Below are 19,611 nucleotides of genomic sequence, written 5' to 3' on the forward strand. Positions count from 1 at the left end.
GCCTCAGCCGATCAGGGCCAGGGTTTCATCCCATAGCCGCGTGACGATCCGGGCGGCGGGTTCATCGGGCGCGCGGGCGGCGGCCTGTCCGGCCCAGGCCTGCATCGCGTCGATATTGCCGTCCCTGGCGGCTTGGGCGCGCATCGCTCCGGTCAGGGCCCGTTGCACCGGGTAGGGGGCCGGGGTGGGGCCATCCGCCACCGTATAAGCCGTGCGCACCGACCGCCCGAGGCGCCCGGAGAACGCCCGTGTCGCGATGGTGTCCTCGGGCGCGGTCTTTGCCAGGGCGTCGGCCCAGGCCGGATTGGTCCCTGACTCGGGCGCGCGCAGGAACCCGGTGCCGATCTGCACCGCCGAAGCCCCCAGCATCAGCGCCGCCGCGATGCCGCGCGCATCGGCGATGCCGCCGGTTGCCACCACCGGCAGGTCTACCGCGTCCACCACCGCCGGGAGCAGCGCGAACAGCCCGACCAGGGCGCTTGCCGCCTGGTCCGCGTCAAAGGCGCCACGATGCCCGCCGGCCTCCATCCCCTGCGCCACGATGACATCGGCCCCGGCGGCGGCGGCGGCGCGGGCCTCGGCCACCGTGGTCACGGTGGCAAACCACCTGATGCCGCGTGCCTTCATCTCGGCCACCACATCGGGCGGGAACAGTCCCATGATCGACGACATCGCCGCCGGAGAGGCCGCAATCATCGCCGCGCATTGGGTGTCAAAATCAATCAGCGGTGTATCGGCGGCATCTACCGGCACCTCGGGTCCCCAATCCGCCAGGTGATCGCGCAGCCGGGCCTCGTGCGCCGCATCCCGCAGCGGCGCGGGATCGGGTATCCAGATGTTCATCTGGAAAGCGCCATTCGAACTCTCCCGCAGGTCGCGCGCCCAGCCGGTGATCTGCTCGGGTGACATCAGCAACGCCCCGCAGGCCCCAAGCCCGCCGCCCGCCGCCACCGCCGCCGACAGCGATACCGGGCAGGCCCCCGCCATCGGTGCCAGCAGGATGGGGCGTTCGATACCAAGGTCTCGGGCGAATTCGCTGGCGCGGGTCAGGGTCTTGTGCATCGCAATCTCCTTGGTTTCCGGCGTTCTGCCGTCATGAACACATGCCGCCCGGCTGACGTCAAGCGGCCCCGGAGTGCCGCGCCACCGCCCGATCGGCGCACCCCTGTGTCGATAACATCCGGTCCACAGGGCGTTCCCTTGGTTGACCCTCAGGATTGTCAAGAGTAAACAAATCCCTAGTCAGCGTCGCGTGAGATCGCGCGCAGCAAAAATGGAGACGCTCGTGGAAGAGATGTTGCGGGAATACCTCCCGATCCTGGTGTTTCTGGTCATTGCGGTCGGGCTGGGAATCGTTCTGATCCTGGCGGCGGTGATCGTGGCTGTGCGCAACCCGGACCCGGAAAAGGTCAGCGCCTATGAATGCGGCTTTAATGCCTTTGACGACGCGCGGATGAAATTCGATGTCCGCTTTTACCTGGTTTCGATCCTGTTCATCATCTTCGACCTCGAAATCGCGTTCCTGTTTCCCTGGGCCGTCGGCTTCAAGGACCTGAGCGACGCGGCCTTCTGGTCGATGATGGCCTTTCTCGCCGTGCTGACACTTGGCTTCGCCTATGAATGGAAGAAAGGGGCGATGGAATGGGAGTAGGTGAGACCGTACGGCAGACCGGCGCAAACACCGCCGGCATCGACAAGGACGTCGCCACCCGCGCGCTGAATGCCGAGTTGCAGGACAAGGGCTTTCTGCTGACATCGACCGAAGACATCATCAACTGGGCGCGCACCGGCAGCCTGCACTGGATGACCTTTGGCCTGGCCTGTTGTGCGGTCGAGATGATGCATACCTCGATGCCGCGCTATGATGCCGAACGGTTCGGCATCGCGCCACGCGCCAGCCCGCGGCAATCGGATGTGATGATCGTAGCCGGCACGCTGACCAACAAGATGGCCCCGGCGCTGCGCAAGGTCTATGACCAGATGCCCGAGCCGCGTTATGTGATCTCGATGGGCTCCTGCGCCAATGGCGGCGGCTATTACCACTACAGCTATTCGGTGGTGCGCGGCTGTGACCGCGTCGTCCCGGTCGATATCTATGTACCGGGCTGCCCGCCGACCGCCGAGGCGCTGCTTTACGGACTGATGCAGCTGCAACGCAAGATTCGCCGCACGGGGACGATCGTACGATGAGCGACGCACTGAAAGAACTAGGCACCCATATCGAACTCAAGCGCCCGGACTGCGTGTTGTCATGGGACGTGTCCCATGGCGAGCTGAACGTGGATGTGACGCCCGGCTCGCTGGTGCCGTTTGTCGACTTCCTGAAATCGGACGCGACCTGCCGGTTCTCGACGCTGGTGGATATCACGGCGGTGGACTATCCCGACCGCGCCAAGCGTTTCGACGTGGTCTATCATTTCCTGTCGATGTACCAGAATCACCGCATCCGCCTGCGGGTGGGCCTGCGCGAGGATGACATGGTGCCGTCGATCATCGAGACTCACCCTTCGGCCAACTGGTTTGAACGCGAAGTCTTCGACATGTTCGGCATCCTGTTCACCGGCCATCCCGACTTGCGCCGCATCCTGACGGATTACGGCTTTCGCGGCTATCCCCTGCGCAAGGATTTCCCGACCACCGGCTATACCGAGGTGCGCTATGACGAGGCCGAAAAACGCGTCGTCTATGAACCGGTGTCACTGGTCCAGGAATACCGGCAATTCGATTTCATGAGCCCGTGGGAGGGCGCCGAATACATCCTGCCCGGGGATGAGAAGCCGGAGGCCAAGTGATGGGTGGATTCTGGTGGTTGATCCTGTCGGCGCTGACGGCGATCCCGATGCTCAAGCTGTTGCCGTTCTTTGGCATCAACAAGTACTGGGCGGTGGCCTGCCTCGTACCCTTCGGAACCATCGCCCTGCTGTGGTGGATGGGTATCAAGCTACAAGAGCTGGAGAAACTCTAGATGGACGGCTCGAAATTTGACGACGGATCGACCGATGCCCTGACCGGCGAACAGAAGATCCGCAATTTCAACATCAACTTCGGCCCGCAACACCCAGCCGCACACGGGGTGTTGCGACTGGTGCTCGAACTGGATGGCGAGATCGTCGAGCGTTGCGACCCGCATATCGGCCTGCTGCACCGTGGCACCGAAAAGCTGATGGAAAGCCGCACCTACCTGCAGAACCTGCCCTATTTCGACCGACTGGATTACGTCGCCCCGATGAACCAGGAACATGCCTGGTGCCTGGCCATCGAAAAGCTGACCGGGGTTCAGGTCCCACGCCGCGCCAGCCTGATCCGGGTGCTCTATTCCGAAATCGGCCGCATCCTGAACCACCTGCTGAACGTGACCACGCAGGCGATGGATGTAGGCGCGCTGACCCCGCCGCTCTGGGGTTTTGAAGAGCGCGAAAAGCTGATGGTGTTCTACGAACGGGCCTGTGGCGCGCGCCTGCACGCGGCCTATTTCCGCCCCGGCGGCGTGCATCAGGACTTGCCCGACGACCTGATCGACGACATCGAAACATGGGCCGCCGATTTCCCCCGCGTGCTGGCGGATATCGACGGGCTGCTGACCGAAAACCGAATCTTCAAACAGCGCAACGCCGATATCGGGGTAGTCTCCGAACAGGACATTCTCGAATACGGCTTCTCCGGCGTCATGGTGCGCGGCTCGGGGCTGGCATGGGATCTGCGCCGCGCGCAGCCCTATGAATGCTATGACGAGTTCGAGTTCCAGATCCCCGTGGGCAAGAATGGCGATTGCTACGATCGCTACCTGGTGCGCATGGAGGAAATGCGCCAGTCCCTGCGCATCATCGAGCAGGCCATCGCCAAACTGCGCGCGCCCGAGGGCAAGGGCGACGTGCTCGCGCGCGGCAAGATCACGCCGCCGGCACGCAGCGACATGAAGACCTCGATGGAAAGCCTGATCCATCATTTCAAACTCTACACCGAGGGCTTCCACGTGCCTGCCGGCGAAGTTTATGCCGCCGTCGAGGCACCCAAGGGCGAATTCGGTGTCTACCTCGTCGCGGATGGCAGCAACAAACCCTACCGCGCCAAGATCCGCGCGCCCGGCTTTTTGCACCTGCAGGCGATGGACCATGTCGCTGGCGGCCACCAATTGGCCGACGTTGCCGCGATCATCGGCACCATGGACGTGGTGTTCGGGGAGATCGACCGCTGATGCTGCGCCCCTGTTTTCAGCTTTGTGAAAATACTCCCGCCGGAGGCGTCCGACGTCTCGGCGTGAACAGAAAGACGATTTGATGCTCCGCCGTCTGCACCCTGAACAACCCGAATCCTTCGCTTTCACCGATGCCAACATGGCCTGGGCCGAGGCACAGATCAGCAAGTATCCCGCGGGCCGGCAGGCCAGCGCGATCATCCCGCTCTTGTGGCGGGCACAGGAACAGGAGGGCTGGCTGACCCGCCCGGCGATCGAAGCCGTGGCCGACATGTTGGGCATGGCCTATATCCGGGCGCTTGAAGTCGCCAGCTTTTACTTCATGTTCCAGCTGCAACCGGTTGGCAGCGTTGCGCATTTTCAGATTTGTGGCACCACCTCCTGCATGATCTGCGGTGCCGAGGACCTGATGACCGTCTGCCAGGAAAAGATCGCGGCCAAACCGCACACCCTGTCCGCGGATGGCAAGTTCAGCTGGGAAGAGGTCGAATGCCTCGGGTCCTGCGCCAATGCGCCGATGGTGCAGATCGGCAAGGATTACTACGAAGACCTGACCGCGCTCCGTTTCGGCGAACTCATCGATGAACTGGCGGCGGGCAAGGTGCCGGTTCCGGGGCCGCAGAATGGCCGGTTTGCCTCGGAACCGCTCAGCGGTCTGACCAGCCTCAAGGACTTTGACAGCGGCCACACCAAGTATAACGCCAGCGCGCAACTGGCGGTGGATATCGGCGATACGGTCAAGCGTATCGACGGCACCGAGGTGCCGTTGCTGACACCGTGGCGCAAGGATGCGGCACAGCAGAGCGGCGCGCCAGGTGCGGAAACCAAACCCGCGCCCGCTGCCGCGCCGCGGGACGACGCCGAAAGCGATTTGGTCAAACCCTCTGCCGCATTGCCGGGGCAGGCGGAACTTGCCGCGCGCAAGGGGACGTGGACATATCAGCCCGAAGCCGACACGGCCGAAACGGCCGGCGAGACAGCGGGCGAAAAACCCGCATTCCTCGAAGCGGCGCGGAGCGGCGGGGGCGATGATCTCAAGCTGATCAAGGGGATCGGGCCCAAGCTCGAAGGTGTATTGAACGAGATCGGGGTTTACCATTTCGACCAGATCGCCGCCTGGAGCGCCGCCGAGGTTGCCTGGGTCGATGACAACCTGATCGGGTTCAAGGGCCGGGTCAGCCGTGACGACTGGGTCGCGCAAGCAAGGAAACTGGCCGCCGGAGAAGAGACCGAATTCGCCGCACGGGCCAAACAGGACGGGATTTACGACACCTGAAGGACGGACAGTACAAGGGACAAGAGCCATGACCACATCACCGAACAGGACCACTCGCAGTTGGAAGCCCGCAGCCATCGCCGGGGCCGTCGTGGGACTCGTCCTGCTGGTCGCGGGAAGCGGTCTGGGCATTGCCCTGGTCGGGGCGCTGGTGATCTTTGGTCTTGGTCTCGTGCTGTTGCCAAGGGGTTGGGCCTCGGAAACCGAAGTGACACGGGAGGTCGCCCCCCCGGCACAATCCGAGCCGCGCAGCGCCCCAGCACCGGCCGCGCCTGTTGCCGCCCCGATCGCGCCGGAACCGGAACCCGCCGCGCCCGACCCGGAACCGGCGGCGGACCATGCGGAGCCGCCGGCCCTGTCGGCCAGCACTCTGGTCAAGGCGTCCAAAGTGCTTCCCGGACAAATGGAACTCGCCGCGCGCAAGGGCACGTGGCGCTTTGAAAACAACTCCGCCTCGGCATGAGGCGACAGGCAGACGAGCCGAACTGAATGGACGAGGACCGCAACATCGCCATCGCCCGCAAGGGCCGCCACATCGCCCTGGTGATCGCCGGGACGGCGGTGGCCTGGCTTGTGCTGTCGATTTTTGTCGGCCCGGCTCTCGGGCTGCCGGGGCGGTATGCCCTGCTATTCGATTTCATCGCGTTGGCCGGATTCGTCTATGCGGGGATCAACACGTATCAACTTTGGCGCATGCGTCAGGACAGTCAAAGGTAGGCAGCCATGCTGAAAGACGAGGACCGGATTTTCACCAACCTGTACGGCATGCATGACCGTACGCTGGCCGGTGCCAGGGCGCGCGGGCATTGGGACGGGACCGCCGGGTTGATCCAGAAGGGGCGCGACTGGATCATCCAGCAGATGAAGGATTCCGGCCTGCGCGGGCGCGGCGGCGCGGGCTTTCCGACGGGGCTCAAATGGTCGTTCATGCCCAAGGAAAGCGACGGGCGGCCGGCCTATCTCGTGGTGAATGCCGACGAATCCGAGCCGGGCACCTGCAAGGATCGCGAGATCATGCGCCATGATCCGCATACGCTGATCGAGGGCTGTCTGATCGCGTCCTTCGCGATGAATGCCAACACCTGCTATATCTATATCCGCGGCGAATATATCCGCGAGCGCGAGGCGTTGCAGGCGGCCATCGACGAGGCCTATGACGCCGGGCTGCTGGGGCCGAATGCCGCCGGGTCGGGCTGGGATTTCGATCTCTACCTGCATCATGGGGCGGGGGCCTATATCTGTGGCGAGGAAACCGCCCTGCTCGAAAGTCTTGAGGGCAAAAAGGGCATGCCGCGCATGAAGCCGCCATTCCCGGCGGGCGCGGGGCTGTATGGCTGCCCGACCACGGTGAACAACGTTGAATCCATCGCGGTGGTGCCAACTGTGCTGCGGCGCGGGCCCGAATGGTTCTCGTCATTCGGCCGGCCCAATAACGCGGGCACCAAGCTCTTTGCCATCAGCGGGCATGTGAACGCCCCCTGTGTCGTCGAAGAGGCCATGAGCATCAGTTTCGAGGAGCTGATCGACCGGCATTGTGGCGGCATTCGCGGCGGCTGGGACAATCTCAAGGCGGTGATTCCGGGCGGCTCGTCGGTGCCGTGCCTGCCGGGCAAGATCATGAAGGAAGATTGCATCATGGATTTCGACTGGCTGCGCGAGCAGCGGTCGGGGCTGGGCACGGCGGCGGTTATCGTGATGGACAATTCCACCGACATCATCAAGGCGATCTGGCGGCTGAGCAAGTTCTACAAGCACGAAAGCTGTGGCCAATGCACGCCTTGCCGCGAGGGCACCGGCTGGATGATGCGGGTGATGGACCGGCTGGTGACGGGCGAGGCGGAGGTCGAGGAAATCGACATGCTGCTGGACGTGACCAAACAGGTCGAGGGCCACACGATCTGCGCCCTTGGTGACGCCGCCGCCTGGCCGATCCAGGGTCTGATCCGGCATTTCCGTGACGAGATCGAGGACCGGATCAAGCACAAGAGAACCGGGCGCGTGAGCGCCGTGGCCGCGGAATAGGGATGGAGGCGTTCCAACCATATGCACCCGCCCTGGCGTCGGTGGTGCTGTTTGCGCTGGTGGTGATGCTGTTTTCGCCCCTGTCGGCGATTCAGAAGGGCAAGCAGGGCCTCGCGCCCGGGGCCGAGCCGGCGGCGGATTACGGTAATCCCGCTTACCGGCTGCACCGGGTGTTTCAGAACGGCACCGACACGCTCGGCTTTTTCGTGGCGACCGCCGGGGTTGCGATCCTCGCCGGGGCCAGCCCGTTCTGGATCAACCTGTTGTCGGGCCTGGTCCTGATCACCCGGCTCGTGATGATTGCGCTTCATGTCTCGGGCACGGGCAGCCCCCATAACGGACCGCGCAGCTTTGCCTATGTCGGGGGCTGGCTATGCATGTTCGCGATGGGCGTTCTGGGATTGGTGGCGCTGCTGTGACGGACCCACGGGAATATCATTTGGCCGAGCTCAATGTCGGACGGCTGGTCGCGCCGACGGATGATCCGCGCGTGGCCGAGTTCATGGACAATCTCGACCGGATCAACGGCTTGGGCAAACGGATGCCGGGCTTTGTCTGGATGATGGAGGGCTCGGGCGAGCCGGGGACCGGCAATACCGAGAACAGCATCGGCGATGACCCGCAATTTGTTGCCAACCTGACCGTCTGGCAGGACGCGGCGGCGCTCGAGAAATTCGTCTGGGGCACGGTTCACAAGCAATTCTACGATAGACGCCGCGACTGGTTCGACATACTCGGAGAGCAGCATTTCGTCATGTGGTGGGTGCCGGCCGGGCATCGGCCGACGCTGGACGAGGCGATGGCACGTCTGGAGCATCTGCGCCGGAACGGCCCGGATGACACCGCGTTTGGCTGGGCGCAGCTGGAACAGGCAACGATGTGGCGCGACAAGCGCTGTGCCCCGGTGGCGGCGGAGTAAGGGTTGGGTATGAAGGCAATGCAGACAGGTTCTCTGCCGGTTTTCGGGGGCATGGCGGGATGAGGCGTTTCCGGTTCGACGAGAATGGCGACGTGGCCGCCGATATCCGCGAGAAATACGGATATGACGGCGATCTGTTGCCGGTCTTTGCGGGCAATACCGGTGCCGTGGTCCATAAGTGGCACCATTACATCCCGATCTATGATCGCTATTTCTCGCGGTTTCGCGGCACCGGGGTGCGGTTTCTGGAAATCGGCATCAACAAGGGCGGCAGCCTGCAAATGTGGCGCAACTATCTTGGCGAGGATGCGGTGATCTATGGCATCGACATCAACCAGGACTGTGCCCGGTTTGATGGTCAGGCCGGACAGGTGCGGATCGGCAGCCAGGCGGATCCGGAATTCCTGAACGCGCTGGTTGACGAAATGGGCGGTGTCGACGTGGTGCTGGATGACGGCAGCCACCGGATGCCGCATGTGCGTGCCTCGTTCGAGGCGCTGTTTCCGCGACTGGCCGAGCACGGTGTGTACATGATCGAAGATCTGCACACCGCCTATATCGAAAAATACGGCGGCGGTTATCGCAGCGGGCAGAACTTTTTCCGGTTTGCCCGCGAACTGGTCGATGACATGCACCGCTGGTATCACAAGAAAGGTATGCGCCACCCCGAGCTTGGCAATATCGTGTCGGGTCTGCACATTCACGATTCGATTGCCGTTATCGAAAAAGAGCCGGTCTATCGCCCGGTGCATTCGCGGGTGGGCTAGTATGAGTATGTCCAGGAAAACACTGTTTCTGTTGTTGGCCGCCGCACTTGCGGGGCCGGTTGCCTGTGGACGGGACAACCCGAACCGGGTGGCGTTTGACGGGGTGATCTTCAAGTCCAAGACCAAGGCCGTGGACAAGAAGGTCTCGCGCGCCGATTTCACCTCGACCATCTACAAGGTGTCGCAATCGCTCGACGGGGCCCGCGAGGCCGCGCGTTACCAGGGGACGATCTATTGCGTGACCAACTATGGCACCTCAAGGATCGCCTGGACCATCGGCCCCGATACCGAGCCCGGCCGTCTTGCGGTTGTTGACAACAACATCACCTTTCGGGGGAAATGCGATCCATGAGCCGCAGTGCCGCGATCACAGGGGATAGCACGCGGATGATATTGCATATCATCGCGGTCATCGGTGCTGTCGGTCTTCCATTCAGGAGGATACCGACATGACCCGATTGAAAACCTGTGCGCTGGCCCTGCTTGTCTGCGTGGCGGCCCCGGCGGTGCTGGCGGCGCAATCGAGACCGCCACTGAGCGAGGTTGCCGAGATCGAGGATACGCTGTTCGTGGTGGCGCTGGCCAACGAGGTGGGGCGCAAATGCGAGACCATCAGCGGCCGGCGGCTCAAGGGCTATAACATGCTGTTCCAGCTGCGCGGGCGCGCCAACGATCTGGGCTATACGGATGCCGAAATCCGCGCCTATGTGGAATCCGATGCCGAAAAGGCCCGGATGCGTGCAAAGGGCGAAAGCTACTTGAAATCCAGGGGTGTCAAGCTCGACACCCCTGAAACCTTCTGCGCGTTCGGTCGTGCGGAGATAGCAAAATCCAGCGCGATCGGCGCGCTGCTGAGGGCGAGATAGACCATGTCTGACCTGCGCAAGATCAACATCGACGGAACCGAGATCGAGGTGGACGGGGCGATGACCCTGATCCAGGCCTGTGAAGTGGCTGGCGTGGAAATCCCGCGCTTCTGCTATCACGAACGCCTGTCGATCGCGGGCAATTGCCGCATGTGCCTGGTCGAGGTGGTGGGCGGCCCGCCGAAACCGGCGGCGTCCTGCGCCATGCAGGTCAAGGATTTGCGCCCCGGCCCCGAAGGGCAGGCCCCGCAGGTCAAGACCAACTCGCCGATGGTCAAGAAGGCCCGCGAAGGGGTGATGGAATTCCTGTTGATCAATCACCCGCTGGATTGCCCGATCTGCGACCAGGGCGGGGAATGCGATCTGCAGGATCAGGCCATGGCCTATGGCGTGGATTTCTCGCGCTATCGCGAGGCCAAGCGGGCATCCGACGACCTGGACCTGGGGCCGCTGGTGGAAACCCACATGACGCGCTGCATTTCCTGCACCCGCTGTGTGCGCTTTACCACCGAGGTTGCCGGGATCACCCAGATGGGCCAGACCGGGCGCGGCGAGGATGCAGAGATCACCAGCTATCTGGGCGAGACGCTCGATTCCAACATGCAGGGCAATATCATCGACCTGTGCCCGGTCGGGGCGCTGGTGTCCAAACCCTATGCGTTCACCGCGCGCCCGTGGGAGCTGACCAAGACCGAGAGCATCGACGTGATGGATGCGCTTGGCTCGAATATCCGCATCGACACCAAGGGGCGCGAAGTCATGCGGCTCTTGCCGCGCAATCATGACGGCGTGAACGAGGAATGGATATCCGACAAGACCCGGTTCGTGTGGGACGGGCTGCGCCGGCAGCGGCTGGACCGGCCCTATCTGCGCGAAAACGGCAAGCTGCGCCCGGCGAGCTGGCCCGAAGCGCTTGCTGCCGCCTCTGCCGCGCTGAGTTCGGCCAAGGCGCCGGTGGGGATCGTCGGCGATCTTGCCCCGGTCGAAGCCGCCTTTGCGCTCAGGCAACTGATCGAAACGCGGGGCGGCGTGGTCGAATGCCGGACCGATGGGGCCAAGCTGCCCGCCGGCAATCGCGGGGCCTATGTGGGCACGGCGCGGATCGAAAACATCGACACCGCCGAGCGCATCCTGCTGATCGGCACCAATCCCCGCATCGAGGCACCGGTCCTGAATTCGCGACTCCGGCGCGCCTGGGCACACGGGGCGGATATCGCCCTTGTCGGTCAGGCAGCTGACCTGACCTATGACTATGCCCATGTCGGCGATGATCGCGCGGCGTTGCAGCAGGTGGTGGACATGGGCGGCGATGACGAGATTCGCAACCGGCCCTCGCTGGTGATTGTCGGGCAGGGGGCGCTGCAAGAGGCCGATGGCGCCGCCGTTCTGGCCGCCGCGCAACAGGTTGCCGAGGCCACGGCGAGCGGCCTGCTGATCCTGCACACCGCCGCGGCGCGGGTTGGGGCGATGGATGCGGGCTGTACCAACGCGCGGGGCATGGATGCGGTTGGCGATGCGGACGTGATCTATAACCTTGGTGCCGACGAGATCGAGATCGCCGAGGGGGCCTTTGTGATCTACCAGGGCAGCCACGGGGATCGCGGCGCGCATCGCGCCGACGTGATCCTGCCCGGTGCGGCCTATACCGAAGAGGCCGGGCTGTTCGTCAACACCGAGGGTCGCCCGCAATTGGCGTTGCGCGCCGGTTTTCCGCCGGGGCAGGCCAAGGAAAACTGGGCGATCCTGCGCGCGCTGAGCGCCGAGCTGGGAGCGGCCTTGCCCTATGACTCGCTGGCCCAGCTGCGCCGGGCGCTGGTTGCCGAGGTGCCGCATCTGGCCAAGGTCGACGCGCTTGCCGAAAACGCGGTACAGCCGCTGCCGGGCGCAGCCCTTGGCACGGCACCCTTCCGCTCCGCGATCCGCGATTTCTATCTGACCAACCCGATTGCACGGGCCAGCGCCCTGATGGCCGAGCTGTCAGCCGCCGCCAAGGCGCGCGGGCAGGAGCGGATTGCCGCGGAATGATCGGTAAGGGCAACATATCCGCGGGCCGCGACCGGACGGCGACAGGCGCGCGTCAATTGCGCGCAAAATGGCAGGAAGAGTCTGGCATATCACGGACAGATGCTGTTTACAGCAACTCGTCATCATTGCCATGCAAGCTGGACCGGCCAGGCATTTGCCCGGCGCGCGACAGCCGCGCAGAACAACGGACTACCGACGGTGTGAGGACCTATGGCTGATTTCTTTTCCACTCCGGGCGGCATCGCGGTGCTGATTGTTGCACAAGTGCTTGCCGTGGTTGCGTTTGTGATGATCTCGCTCTTGTTCCTCGTCTATGGCGACCGCAAGATCTGGGCGGCGGTCCAGATGCGCCGGGGCCCCAACGTGGTGGGCGTCTACGGGTTGCTGCAATCGGTGGCCGACGCGCTGAAATACGTGGTCAAAGAGGTGGTGATCCCCGCCGGGTCGGACCGCACCGTGTTCCTGCTCGCCCCGCTGACCAGCTTTGTTCTGGCGATGATCGCCTGGGCGGTGATCCCGTTCAACGACGGCTGGGTGCTGTCGGATATCAACGTGGCGATCCTCTATGTCTTTGCTGTATCCAGCCTTGAGGTCTATGGCGTGATCATGGGGGGCTGGGCGTCGAACTCGAAATACCCGTTCCTCGGCAGCCTGCGCTCGGCGGCGCAGATGATTTCCTACGAGGTGTCGATCGGGCTGATCATCATCGGCATCATCATCTCGACCGGATCGATGAACTTCAGCGCCATCGTGAACGCCCAGGATACCGGCTTCGGGTTCTTTGGCTGGTACTGGCTGCCGCATTTCCCGATGGTGTTCCTGTTCTTCATTTCGGCGCTGGCCGAAACCAACCGCCCGCCCTTTGATTTGCCCGAGGCGGAATCGGAACTGGTTGCGGGGTACCAGGTGGAATATTCCGCCACGCCCTTCCTGTTGTTCATGGCCGGTGAATATATCGCCATCTTCCTGATGTGCGCGCTCACCTCGCTGCTGTTCTTTGGCGGCTGGCTGTCGCCGATACCGGGGCTGCCCGATGGGGTGCTGTGGATGGTCGGCAAGATGGCGTTCTTCTTCTTCCTCTTTGCGATGGTCAAGGCGATCACGCCGCGTTACCGCTATGACCAGCTGATGCGGCTGGGCTGGAAAGTCTTCCTGCCCTTCAGCCTTGTCTGGGTGGTGTTCGTCTCCTTCGCGGCAAAATTCGATTGGTTCTGGGGCATCTTCGCCCGCTGGAGCACGGGGGTCTGATCATGGCGAATATCGACTATACCCGCGCCGCCAAGTATTTCCTGCTCTGGGATTTCGTGGTGGGCATGAAGCTGGGTCTCAAGTACTTTTTTGCGCCCAAGGCGACGCTGAACTACCCGCATGAAAAGGGGCCGCTCAGCCCGCGTTTTCGTGGCGAACACGCGCTGCGCCGCTATCCCAACGGCGAAGAACGCTGCATTGCCTGCAAGCTCTGCGAGGCGATCTGCCCGGCGCAGGCGATCACCATCGATGCCGAGCCGCGCGAGGATGGCAGCCGCCGCACCACGCGTTATGACATCGACATGACCAAATGTATCTATTGCGGCTTCTGCCAGGAGGCCTGCCCGGTGGATGCAATTGTCGAGGGGCCGAATTTCGAATTCGCCACTGAAACCCGCGAAGAGCTGTTCTATGACAAGGAAAAACTCCTGGCGAATGGCGAGATGTGGGAAGCCGAGATCGCCCGCAACCTGGAGTTGGACGCGCCGTACCGATGAGCACCGCAGGCACCGATAAAGGCACCTATGAACGGGGCAGCGAATTGGCCGAAACGGTCAATCCCGGCATGGAGGCCGTGTTGGCCGGGCGGTATGACGCGCTGGTGCCGGGCCTGTCGCGCACCGTCGTCGATGTCGCCTATGGGCAATTCTACGCGCGCGAGGGGCTGGACGAGAAAACCCGCCTGTTGGCGACGGTTGCGGCGCTGACTGCGCTCGGGGGGCAGACCCGACCGCAGCTCAAGGTGAACATCGCCAGCGCCCGCAAGGTTGGTGCCACGCAGCGCGAGATCGGAGAAGTGATTTTCCAGATGGCACTCTATGGCGGATTTCCGGCGATGATCAACGCGATGAACGCCGCACTTGAAGTATTTGAAGAAGAGGCCGTGAACGATGAGTGACCCGCAGAACCCGTTCGAAGCCATGATGAACCAGGCGCACGAGATGGCCAAGGCGCTGAACCCGGCGCTTGAGAGTTTCTCGCCCAAGGGGTTCGAGGCCCTTTGGCCGACCCTGCCGAAAGAGGCGATGGAGCTGATGTTCGGCAACACGGTGAACAAGGACGGGCTTGATGCCAAGACCCGCCTTTTGATCACCCTGTGCGGGTTGACCATGCAGGGCGCGCAGGCGGACACCGCCGTGCGCCAGACCGTGCGCCACGCCATCGCCGCAGGCGCGCGTAAGCAGGAAATCGTGGAAACCATCGGCCAGATGTCGGTTTTTGCCGGTATTCCCGCCATGACACGGGCGCTGGAGCTGGCGCAGGACGTGATGGGCGATCCGGAGGATGACAAGTCATGAGCGTGTTTGCCTTTTACCTCTTTTCCATCAGCGTGATCACCGGCGGCCTGTTCACCGTGATCAGCCGCCAGCCGGTGCATTCGGTGCTGTGGCTGATCCTGTCCTTCATCTCGGCGGCGGGGCTGTTCGTGTTGCTGGGTGCGGAATTCGTCGCGATGTTGCTGGTCATCGTCTATGTGGGCGCGGTTGCGGTGCTGTTCCTGTTCGTGGTCATGATGCTGGACGTGGATTTCGCCGAGCTCAAGGCCGAGATGGCGCGGTACATGCCGCTTGCCCTGCTGATCGGGCTGGTGATCCTGATGCAGTTCGTCATGGCCTTTGGCGCATGGGAGAGCAGCCACGCCGCCAGCGAACTGCGCGCGCAGGTGGTTCCCACCGACCGGCACAATACCGAAGCCCTGGGCATGATCCTGTATGATCAGTATTTCCTGCTGTTCCAGCTGGCGGGGCTGATCCTGCTGGTGGCAATGGTCGGGGCCATCGTGCTGACCCTGCGCCACCGTACCGACATCAAGCGGCAGAACATCGTTGCCCAGATGATGCGCGATCCGGCGGCCGCGATGGAGCTGAAAGACGTGAAACCGGGGCAGGGGCTGTAACCGATGACACCTGCCATTATCCGCAACCGCCGCGCCGCTGCCATTGCCGCCCTGTGCCCGCTGCTCTGGGCCGGGACCGCATTGGCCGAAAGCGCGATCACCACGCCGCACCAGGTCGACACGGATTACGAGATCGCAAGCAAGGATTTCGGCGACGGTTTTGTACAGATGCATTCGCGCCGGCAAGGCGAGGGCGGCAACGCCCATGCGGTCCACGGTTTCGATTGCGCGAACAAGACCTATGCCGCCCTCTATGCGGGCGACGTGCCGCCCGAAGCCTTTCCGCTGGAAGGGCTCGATTTCAACCTGAACCCGATCGAGGAAACCTCCGAGGTCGCGCCGCTGGCCCAACACGCATGCAGGAAGCACGGTTATCCGTTGCTGGAATGGTGAAACATGATCGGACTTGAACATTACCTCACGGTTGCGGCGACATTGTTCGTCATCGGTATTTTCGGCCTGTTCCTGAACCGCAAGAACGTGATCATCCTGCTGATGAGCATCGAGTTGATGCTGCTGGCGGTGAACATCAACCTCGTGGCGTTTTCGAGCTTTCTTGGCGATCTGGTCGGCCAGGTGTTCACGCTGTTCGTGCTGACGGTGGCCGCCGCCGAGGCCGCGATCGGGCTGGCCATCCTGGTCTGTTTCTTCCGCAACCGGGGCACCATCGCGGTTGAAGACGTCAACATGATGAAGGGCTGAGAGACTTATGGAAACCATCATCCTCTTTGCCCCCCTGGTCGGCGCGCTGATCTGCGGGTTCGGCTGGAAATTCATCGGCGAGACCGCCGCGATGTGGGTGGCGACGGGCCTGCTGTTCCTGGCCTGCCTGCTGTCCTGGGTCGTGTTCTTTTCCTTTGACGGGGTGACCGCGCAAATCCCGGTGCTGCGCTTTATCGAAAGCGGCACGCTGGCGACCGAATGGGCCATCCGACTGGACCGGCTGACCGCCATCATGCTGATCGTGGTGACCACGGTTTCGGCGCTCGTGCATCTGTACAGCTTTGGCTACATGGACAAGGACCCCCAGTGGAAAGAGGGCGAAAGCTACAAGCCACGCTTTTTCGCCTATCTGTCGTTCTTTACCTTTGCCATGCTGATGCTGGTGACGTCCGACAACCTGGTCCAGATGTTCTTTGGCTGGGAAGGCGTGGGCGTCGCGTCATACCTGCTGATCGGGTTCTATTACCGCAAGCCCTCGGCCAATGCCGCGGCGATCAAGGCGTTCGTGGTCAACCGGGTTGGCGATTTCGGCTTTGCCCTGGGCATATTCGCGCTGTTCTTCCTGGTGGACAGCATCAACATGAGCGACATCTTTGCCGCCGCACCGACCCTTGCCGAGACTCAGCTCAGCTTTCTCTGGTCCGAATGGAACGCCGCGAACCTGATCGGCATGTTGCTGTTCATCGGCGCGATGGGCAAATCGGCGCAGCTGATCCTGCACACATGGCTGCCGGACGCTATGGAAGGTCCGACACCGGTTTCGGCGCTGATCCATGCGGCGACCATGGTGACGGCGGGCGTGTTCCTGGTGTGCCGCATGTCGCCGCTGTTCGAGTTCGCGCCGGGGGCCACCGCGTTCATCACCGTGCTGGGGGCCACGACCGCGTTCTTTGCCGCGACCGTGGGGCTGGTGCAGACCGATATCAAACGGGTCATCGCCTATTCGACCTGTTCCCAGCTTGGTTATATGTTCGTCGCCGCCGGCGTCGGCATGTATTCGGCGGCGATGTTCCACCTGTTTACCCACGCCTTTTTCAAGGCGCTGCTGTTTCTTGGTGCCGGTTCGGTGATCCACGCGATGCATCACGAGCAGGACATGACCAACTATGGCAGCCTGCGCAAGAAAATCCCCTATACCTACTGGGCGATGATGATCGGAACGCTGGCCATCACCGGTGTCGGCATTCCGCTCACCACGATCGGGTTCGCAGGCTTCCTGTCCAAGGATGCCATCATCGAAAGCGCCTATGCCGGCGGTTCGGCCTATGGGTTCTGGATGCTGGTGATCGCGGCGGCCATGACCAGCTTTTACAGCTGGCGGCTGATCTTCCTGACCTTCTTTGGCGAGGAGCGCGGCGACAAGCATACCCATGAACACGCGCATGAAAGCCCGATGGTCATGCTGATCCCGCTGGGTGTGCTCAGCTTTGGCGCGGTCTTTGCCGGGATGATCTGGTATGGCAGCTTCTTTGGCCATGCCGACCAGGTGGGCAAGTTCTATGGCATCCCGGTCGCCGAAGCGACGGCTCATGACCAAGAGGGCACAGATCACAGCGACGATCACGCCAAAGCGGCGGATCATGCCGCGGCATCCGACCACGGCCATGCCGATGAGGGTCATGCCGATGAGGGCCATGATACCCATGGCGAGCATCACTATGCCTTTGCCGGCGCACCCGGCGAAGGCGCGCTGTACTTTGCGCCCGACAACCACGTGCTCGACGATGCCCACGCGGCGCCGGTCTGGGTCAAGGTGTCGCCCTTTGTCGCCATGTTGCTGGGCCTGGGGATCGCGATCTGGTTCTATCTCGTGAACCCGGCGCTTCCGGCGCGTCTCGCCGAGAGCCAGCGGCCGCTCTACCTGTTCCTCAAGAACAAGTGGTATTTCGACGAGCTTTATAACGCGGTCCTGGTGAAACCCGCGCTTGGCATCGGCCGGCTGTTCTGGAAACGCGGCGATGGCAGTGTCATTGACGGTTTCCTCAATGGGGTGGCGATGGGCATTGTGCCGTTCTTTACCCGGTTGGCGGGGCGGGCACAGTCCGGCTTCATCTTTACCTATGCCTTCTGGATGGTGCTCGGTATCGCCGCCCTTGTCACCTGGATGTCGATCGGCGGAGGAGCGCACTGATGGATAATATCCTCTCCATTGTCACCTTCGTTCCGGCGCTGGCGGCGCTGATCCTGGTGGTTTTCCTGCGCGGCGATGACGAGGCGGCGCAACGCAATGCCAAATATGTCGCCCTGTTCGCCACCAGCGTGACGTTCCTCGTGTCGCTGGGCATCTATTTCGAGTTCGACCCCAAGGACACCGGGTTCCAGTTCGTCGAGCAATCTGAATGGCTGCTCGGGCTGCAATACAAGATGGGCGTTGACGGGATCAGCGTGCTGTTCGTGATGCTGACCACCTTCATCATGCCGCTGACCATCCTGGCGAGCTGGAACGTGACCGACCGCGTCAAGGAATACATGGTTGCCTTCCTGTTGCTGGAAACCCTGATGCTGGGCGTGTTCACGGCGCTGGATCTGGTGTTGTTCTACCTGTTCTTCGAGGCCGGGCTGATCCCGATGTTCCTGATCATCGGGATCTGGGGCGGCAAGGATCGCATCTATGCCAGCTTCAAGTTCTTCCTCTACACCTTCCTCGGCTCGGTGCTGATGCTGGTGGCGATGGTTGCCATGTTTGCGGATGCGGGCACCACGGATATCGAGATCCTGCTGACCCACCAGTTCGGTAGCGAGGCCTTCTCGTTGCTGGGAATGCAGGTTGTGGGCGGGATGCAGACACTGTTGTTCCTCGCCTTCTTTGCAAGCTTTGCGGTCAAGATGCCGATGTGGCCGGTGCATACATGGCTGCCCGATGCCCACGTTCAGGCCCCGACCGCCGGGTCGGTGGTGCTGGCGGCGATCCTGCTCAAGATGGGCGGCTATGGCTTCCTTCGGTTCAGCCTGCCGATGTTCCCGATCGGGGCGGATGTCATGGCCCCCGTGGTGCTCTGGATGAGCGCGATCGCCATTGTCTATACATCGCTGGTGGCGCTGGTGCAGGAAGACATGAAAAAGCTGATCGCCTATTCCTCGGTCGCGCATATGGGCTTTGTCACCATGGGTATCTTTGCCGCCAACCAGCAGGGCGTGGACGGCGCGATTTTCCAGATGCTCAGCCACGGTTTCATCTCGGCGGCGCTGTTCCTCTGTGTTGGCGTGATCTATGACCGGATGCATACCCGCGATATCGACGCCTATGGCGGGCTTGTGGTGCGGATGCCGGCCTATGCGCTGGTCTTCATGTTCTTTACCATGGGCAATGTCGGCCTGCCGGGCACCTCGGGCTTCGTGGGCGAATTTCTGACGATGATGGGGGCCTTTCAGGTCAATACCTGGGTCACTGCCGTTGCCGCCACCGGTGTGATCTTCAGCGCCGGCTATGCCCTGTGGCTGTATCGCCGGGTGGTGTTCGGCGACCTGATCAAGGAGAGCCTGCGCACCATTCAGGACATGTCGGGCCGCGAGCGGGCGATCTTTGCACCGCTGGTCGTGATGACCCTGTTGCTTGGGGTGTACCCGTCGCTGGTGAGCGACATCATCGGGCCATCCACCACGGCCCTGGTTTCAAGCTATGACACAGCGCTGACGGCGGCGGAAACCGCCAACCAGCTTGCATCGAATTGAG

At 62.6% G+C, this 19,611-nt stretch carries 25 protein-coding genes; 24 read left to right on the top strand and 1 reads right to left on the bottom strand.

Features of this window, described 5'->3' with window-relative positions; translation table 11 throughout:
- Nucleotides 1-3: 3 nt before the first annotated feature.
- Nucleotides 4-1,062, bottom strand: a complete 1,059-nt coding sequence (locus ACP15R_RS08840) for an NAD(P)H-dependent flavin oxidoreductase (RefSeq protein ID WP_424986038.1) — start codon at nt 1,060-1,062, stop codon at nt 4-6.
- Nucleotides 1,063-1,294: 232 nt separating this feature from the next.
- On the opposite strand from ACP15R_RS08840, the gene ACP15R_RS08845 reads away from it, so the two are divergent.
- From ACP15R_RS08845 to ACP15R_RS08960, 24 genes are all read left to right on the top strand, one after another.
- Nucleotides 1,295-1,651 carry an NADH-quinone oxidoreductase subunit A gene (locus ACP15R_RS08845; RefSeq protein WP_424986374.1) on the top strand — a complete coding sequence of 119 codons (357 nt, stop codon included), beginning with the start codon at nt 1,295-1,297 and terminating at the stop codon, nt 1,649-1,651.
- Nucleotides 1,642-2,190 (top strand): NuoB/complex I 20 kDa subunit family protein, encoded by a 549-nt coding sequence (locus tag ACP15R_RS08850; RefSeq protein WP_424986039.1) that lies wholly within the window; start codon nt 1,642-1,644, stop codon nt 2,188-2,190. Before ACP15R_RS08845 ends, ACP15R_RS08850 begins: the two co-directional genes overlap by 10 nt.
- Nucleotides 2,187-2,792 (top strand): NADH-quinone oxidoreductase subunit C, encoded by a 606-nt coding sequence (locus ACP15R_RS08855; RefSeq protein ID WP_424986040.1) that lies wholly within the window; start codon nt 2,187-2,189, stop codon nt 2,790-2,792. Before ACP15R_RS08850 ends, ACP15R_RS08855 begins: the two co-directional genes overlap by 4 nt.
- The gene (locus ACP15R_RS08860) at nt 2,792-2,965 is read left to right on the top strand and encodes a hypothetical protein (RefSeq protein ID WP_424986041.1); all 174 of its coding nucleotides are present in this window, start codon (nt 2,792-2,794) and stop codon (nt 2,963-2,965) included. The genes ACP15R_RS08855 and ACP15R_RS08860 overlap by 1 nt, the downstream gene beginning before the upstream one ends.
- Nucleotides 2,966-4,195: an NADH-quinone oxidoreductase subunit D gene (locus tag ACP15R_RS08865; protein ID WP_424986042.1), complete on the top strand. Its 1,230-nt coding sequence runs from the start codon at nt 2,966-2,968 to the stop codon at nt 4,193-4,195.
- 82 nt (nt 4,196-4,277) lie between these two features.
- A complete protein-coding gene (locus ACP15R_RS08870; RefSeq protein ID WP_424986043.1) occupies nt 4,278-5,471 on the top strand; it encodes an NADH-quinone oxidoreductase subunit E in 1,194 nt (397 codons plus the stop codon).
- Nucleotides 5,472-5,499: 28 nt separating this feature from the next.
- On the top strand, nt 5,500-5,934 hold the full coding sequence (locus tag ACP15R_RS08875) for a hypothetical protein (protein WP_424986044.1): 435 nt from the start codon (nt 5,500-5,502) through the stop codon (nt 5,932-5,934).
- Nucleotides 5,935-5,960: 26 nt separating this feature from the next.
- Nucleotides 5,961-6,188, top strand: a complete 228-nt coding sequence (locus tag ACP15R_RS08880; RefSeq protein WP_424986045.1) for a DUF5337 domain-containing protein — start codon at nt 5,961-5,963, stop codon at nt 6,186-6,188.
- Nucleotides 6,189-6,194: 6 nt separating this feature from the next.
- Nucleotides 6,195-7,493 carry an NADH-quinone oxidoreductase subunit NuoF gene (nuoF, locus tag ACP15R_RS08885; protein WP_424986046.1) on the top strand — a complete coding sequence of 433 codons (1,299 nt, stop codon included), beginning with the start codon at nt 6,195-6,197 and terminating at the stop codon, nt 7,491-7,493.
- A 2-nt stretch (nt 7,494-7,495) separates the two neighbouring features.
- On the top strand, nt 7,496-7,912 hold the full coding sequence (locus ACP15R_RS08890; protein ID WP_424986047.1) for an MAPEG family protein: 417 nt from the start codon (nt 7,496-7,498) through the stop codon (nt 7,910-7,912).
- A gap of 20 nt (nt 7,913-7,932) precedes the next feature.
- The gene (locus ACP15R_RS08895) at nt 7,933-8,412 is read left to right on the top strand and encodes a DUF3291 domain-containing protein (protein WP_424986048.1); all 480 of its coding nucleotides are present in this window, start codon (nt 7,933-7,935) and stop codon (nt 8,410-8,412) included.
- 59 nt (nt 8,413-8,471) lie between these two features.
- Complete coding sequence (locus ACP15R_RS08900; protein ID WP_424986049.1) at nt 8,472-9,179, top strand: class I SAM-dependent methyltransferase; 708 nt, start codon at nt 8,472-8,474, stop codon at nt 9,177-9,179.
- 7 nt (nt 9,180-9,186) lie between these two features.
- On the top strand, nt 9,187-9,531 hold the full coding sequence (locus tag ACP15R_RS08905; protein ID WP_424986050.1) for a hypothetical protein: 345 nt from the start codon (nt 9,187-9,189) through the stop codon (nt 9,529-9,531).
- 97 nt (nt 9,532-9,628) lie between these two features.
- Nucleotides 9,629-10,045, top strand: a complete 417-nt coding sequence (locus ACP15R_RS08910) for a DUF5333 domain-containing protein (RefSeq protein ID WP_424986051.1) — start codon at nt 9,629-9,631, stop codon at nt 10,043-10,045.
- A gap of 3 nt (nt 10,046-10,048) precedes the next feature.
- On the top strand, nt 10,049-12,070 hold the full coding sequence (gene nuoG / locus ACP15R_RS08915; protein ID WP_424986052.1) for an NADH-quinone oxidoreductase subunit NuoG: 2,022 nt from the start codon (nt 10,049-10,051) through the stop codon (nt 12,068-12,070).
- Between the two features lie 210 nt (nt 12,071-12,280).
- Nucleotides 12,281-13,318: an NADH-quinone oxidoreductase subunit NuoH gene (nuoH, locus tag ACP15R_RS08920; RefSeq protein WP_424986053.1), complete on the top strand. Its 1,038-nt coding sequence runs from the start codon at nt 12,281-12,283 to the stop codon at nt 13,316-13,318.
- A gap of 2 nt (nt 13,319-13,320) precedes the next feature.
- Nucleotides 13,321-13,815, top strand: a complete 495-nt coding sequence (gene nuoI / locus ACP15R_RS08925) for an NADH-quinone oxidoreductase subunit NuoI (protein WP_424986054.1) — start codon at nt 13,321-13,323, stop codon at nt 13,813-13,815.
- Nucleotides 13,812-14,216: a carboxymuconolactone decarboxylase family protein gene (locus ACP15R_RS08930; RefSeq protein WP_424986055.1), complete on the top strand. Its 405-nt coding sequence runs from the start codon at nt 13,812-13,814 to the stop codon at nt 14,214-14,216. Before nuoI ends, ACP15R_RS08930 begins: the two co-directional genes overlap by 4 nt.
- A complete protein-coding gene (locus ACP15R_RS08935) occupies nt 14,209-14,616 on the top strand; it encodes a carboxymuconolactone decarboxylase family protein (RefSeq protein WP_424986056.1) in 408 nt (135 codons plus the stop codon). Before ACP15R_RS08930 ends, ACP15R_RS08935 begins: the two co-directional genes overlap by 8 nt.
- Nucleotides 14,613-15,215 (top strand): NADH-quinone oxidoreductase subunit J, encoded by a 603-nt coding sequence (locus ACP15R_RS08940; RefSeq protein WP_424986057.1) that lies wholly within the window; start codon nt 14,613-14,615, stop codon nt 15,213-15,215. Before ACP15R_RS08935 ends, ACP15R_RS08940 begins: the two co-directional genes overlap by 4 nt.
- Before the next feature lie 3 nt (nt 15,216-15,218).
- The gene (locus ACP15R_RS08945; protein ID WP_424986058.1) at nt 15,219-15,608 is read left to right on the top strand and encodes a hypothetical protein; all 390 of its coding nucleotides are present in this window, start codon (nt 15,219-15,221) and stop codon (nt 15,606-15,608) included.
- A gap of 3 nt (nt 15,609-15,611) precedes the next feature.
- Nucleotides 15,612-15,917: an NADH-quinone oxidoreductase subunit NuoK gene (gene nuoK, locus ACP15R_RS08950; protein ID WP_005984024.1), complete on the top strand. Its 306-nt coding sequence runs from the start codon at nt 15,612-15,614 to the stop codon at nt 15,915-15,917.
- A 7-nt stretch (nt 15,918-15,924) separates the two neighbouring features.
- Entirely contained in the window at nt 15,925-18,069 is a 2,145-nt protein-coding gene (gene nuoL, locus ACP15R_RS08955) for an NADH-quinone oxidoreductase subunit L (protein WP_424986060.1), read from the top strand.
- A complete protein-coding gene (locus tag ACP15R_RS08960) occupies nt 18,069-19,610 on the top strand; it encodes an NADH-quinone oxidoreductase subunit M (protein ID WP_424986061.1) in 1,542 nt (513 codons plus the stop codon). The genes nuoL and ACP15R_RS08960 overlap by 1 nt, the downstream gene beginning before the upstream one ends.
- Nucleotide 19,611: the final 1 nt, after the last annotated feature.

The sequence above is a fragment of the Microbulbifer sp. S227A genome (genome assembly GCF_049800935.1).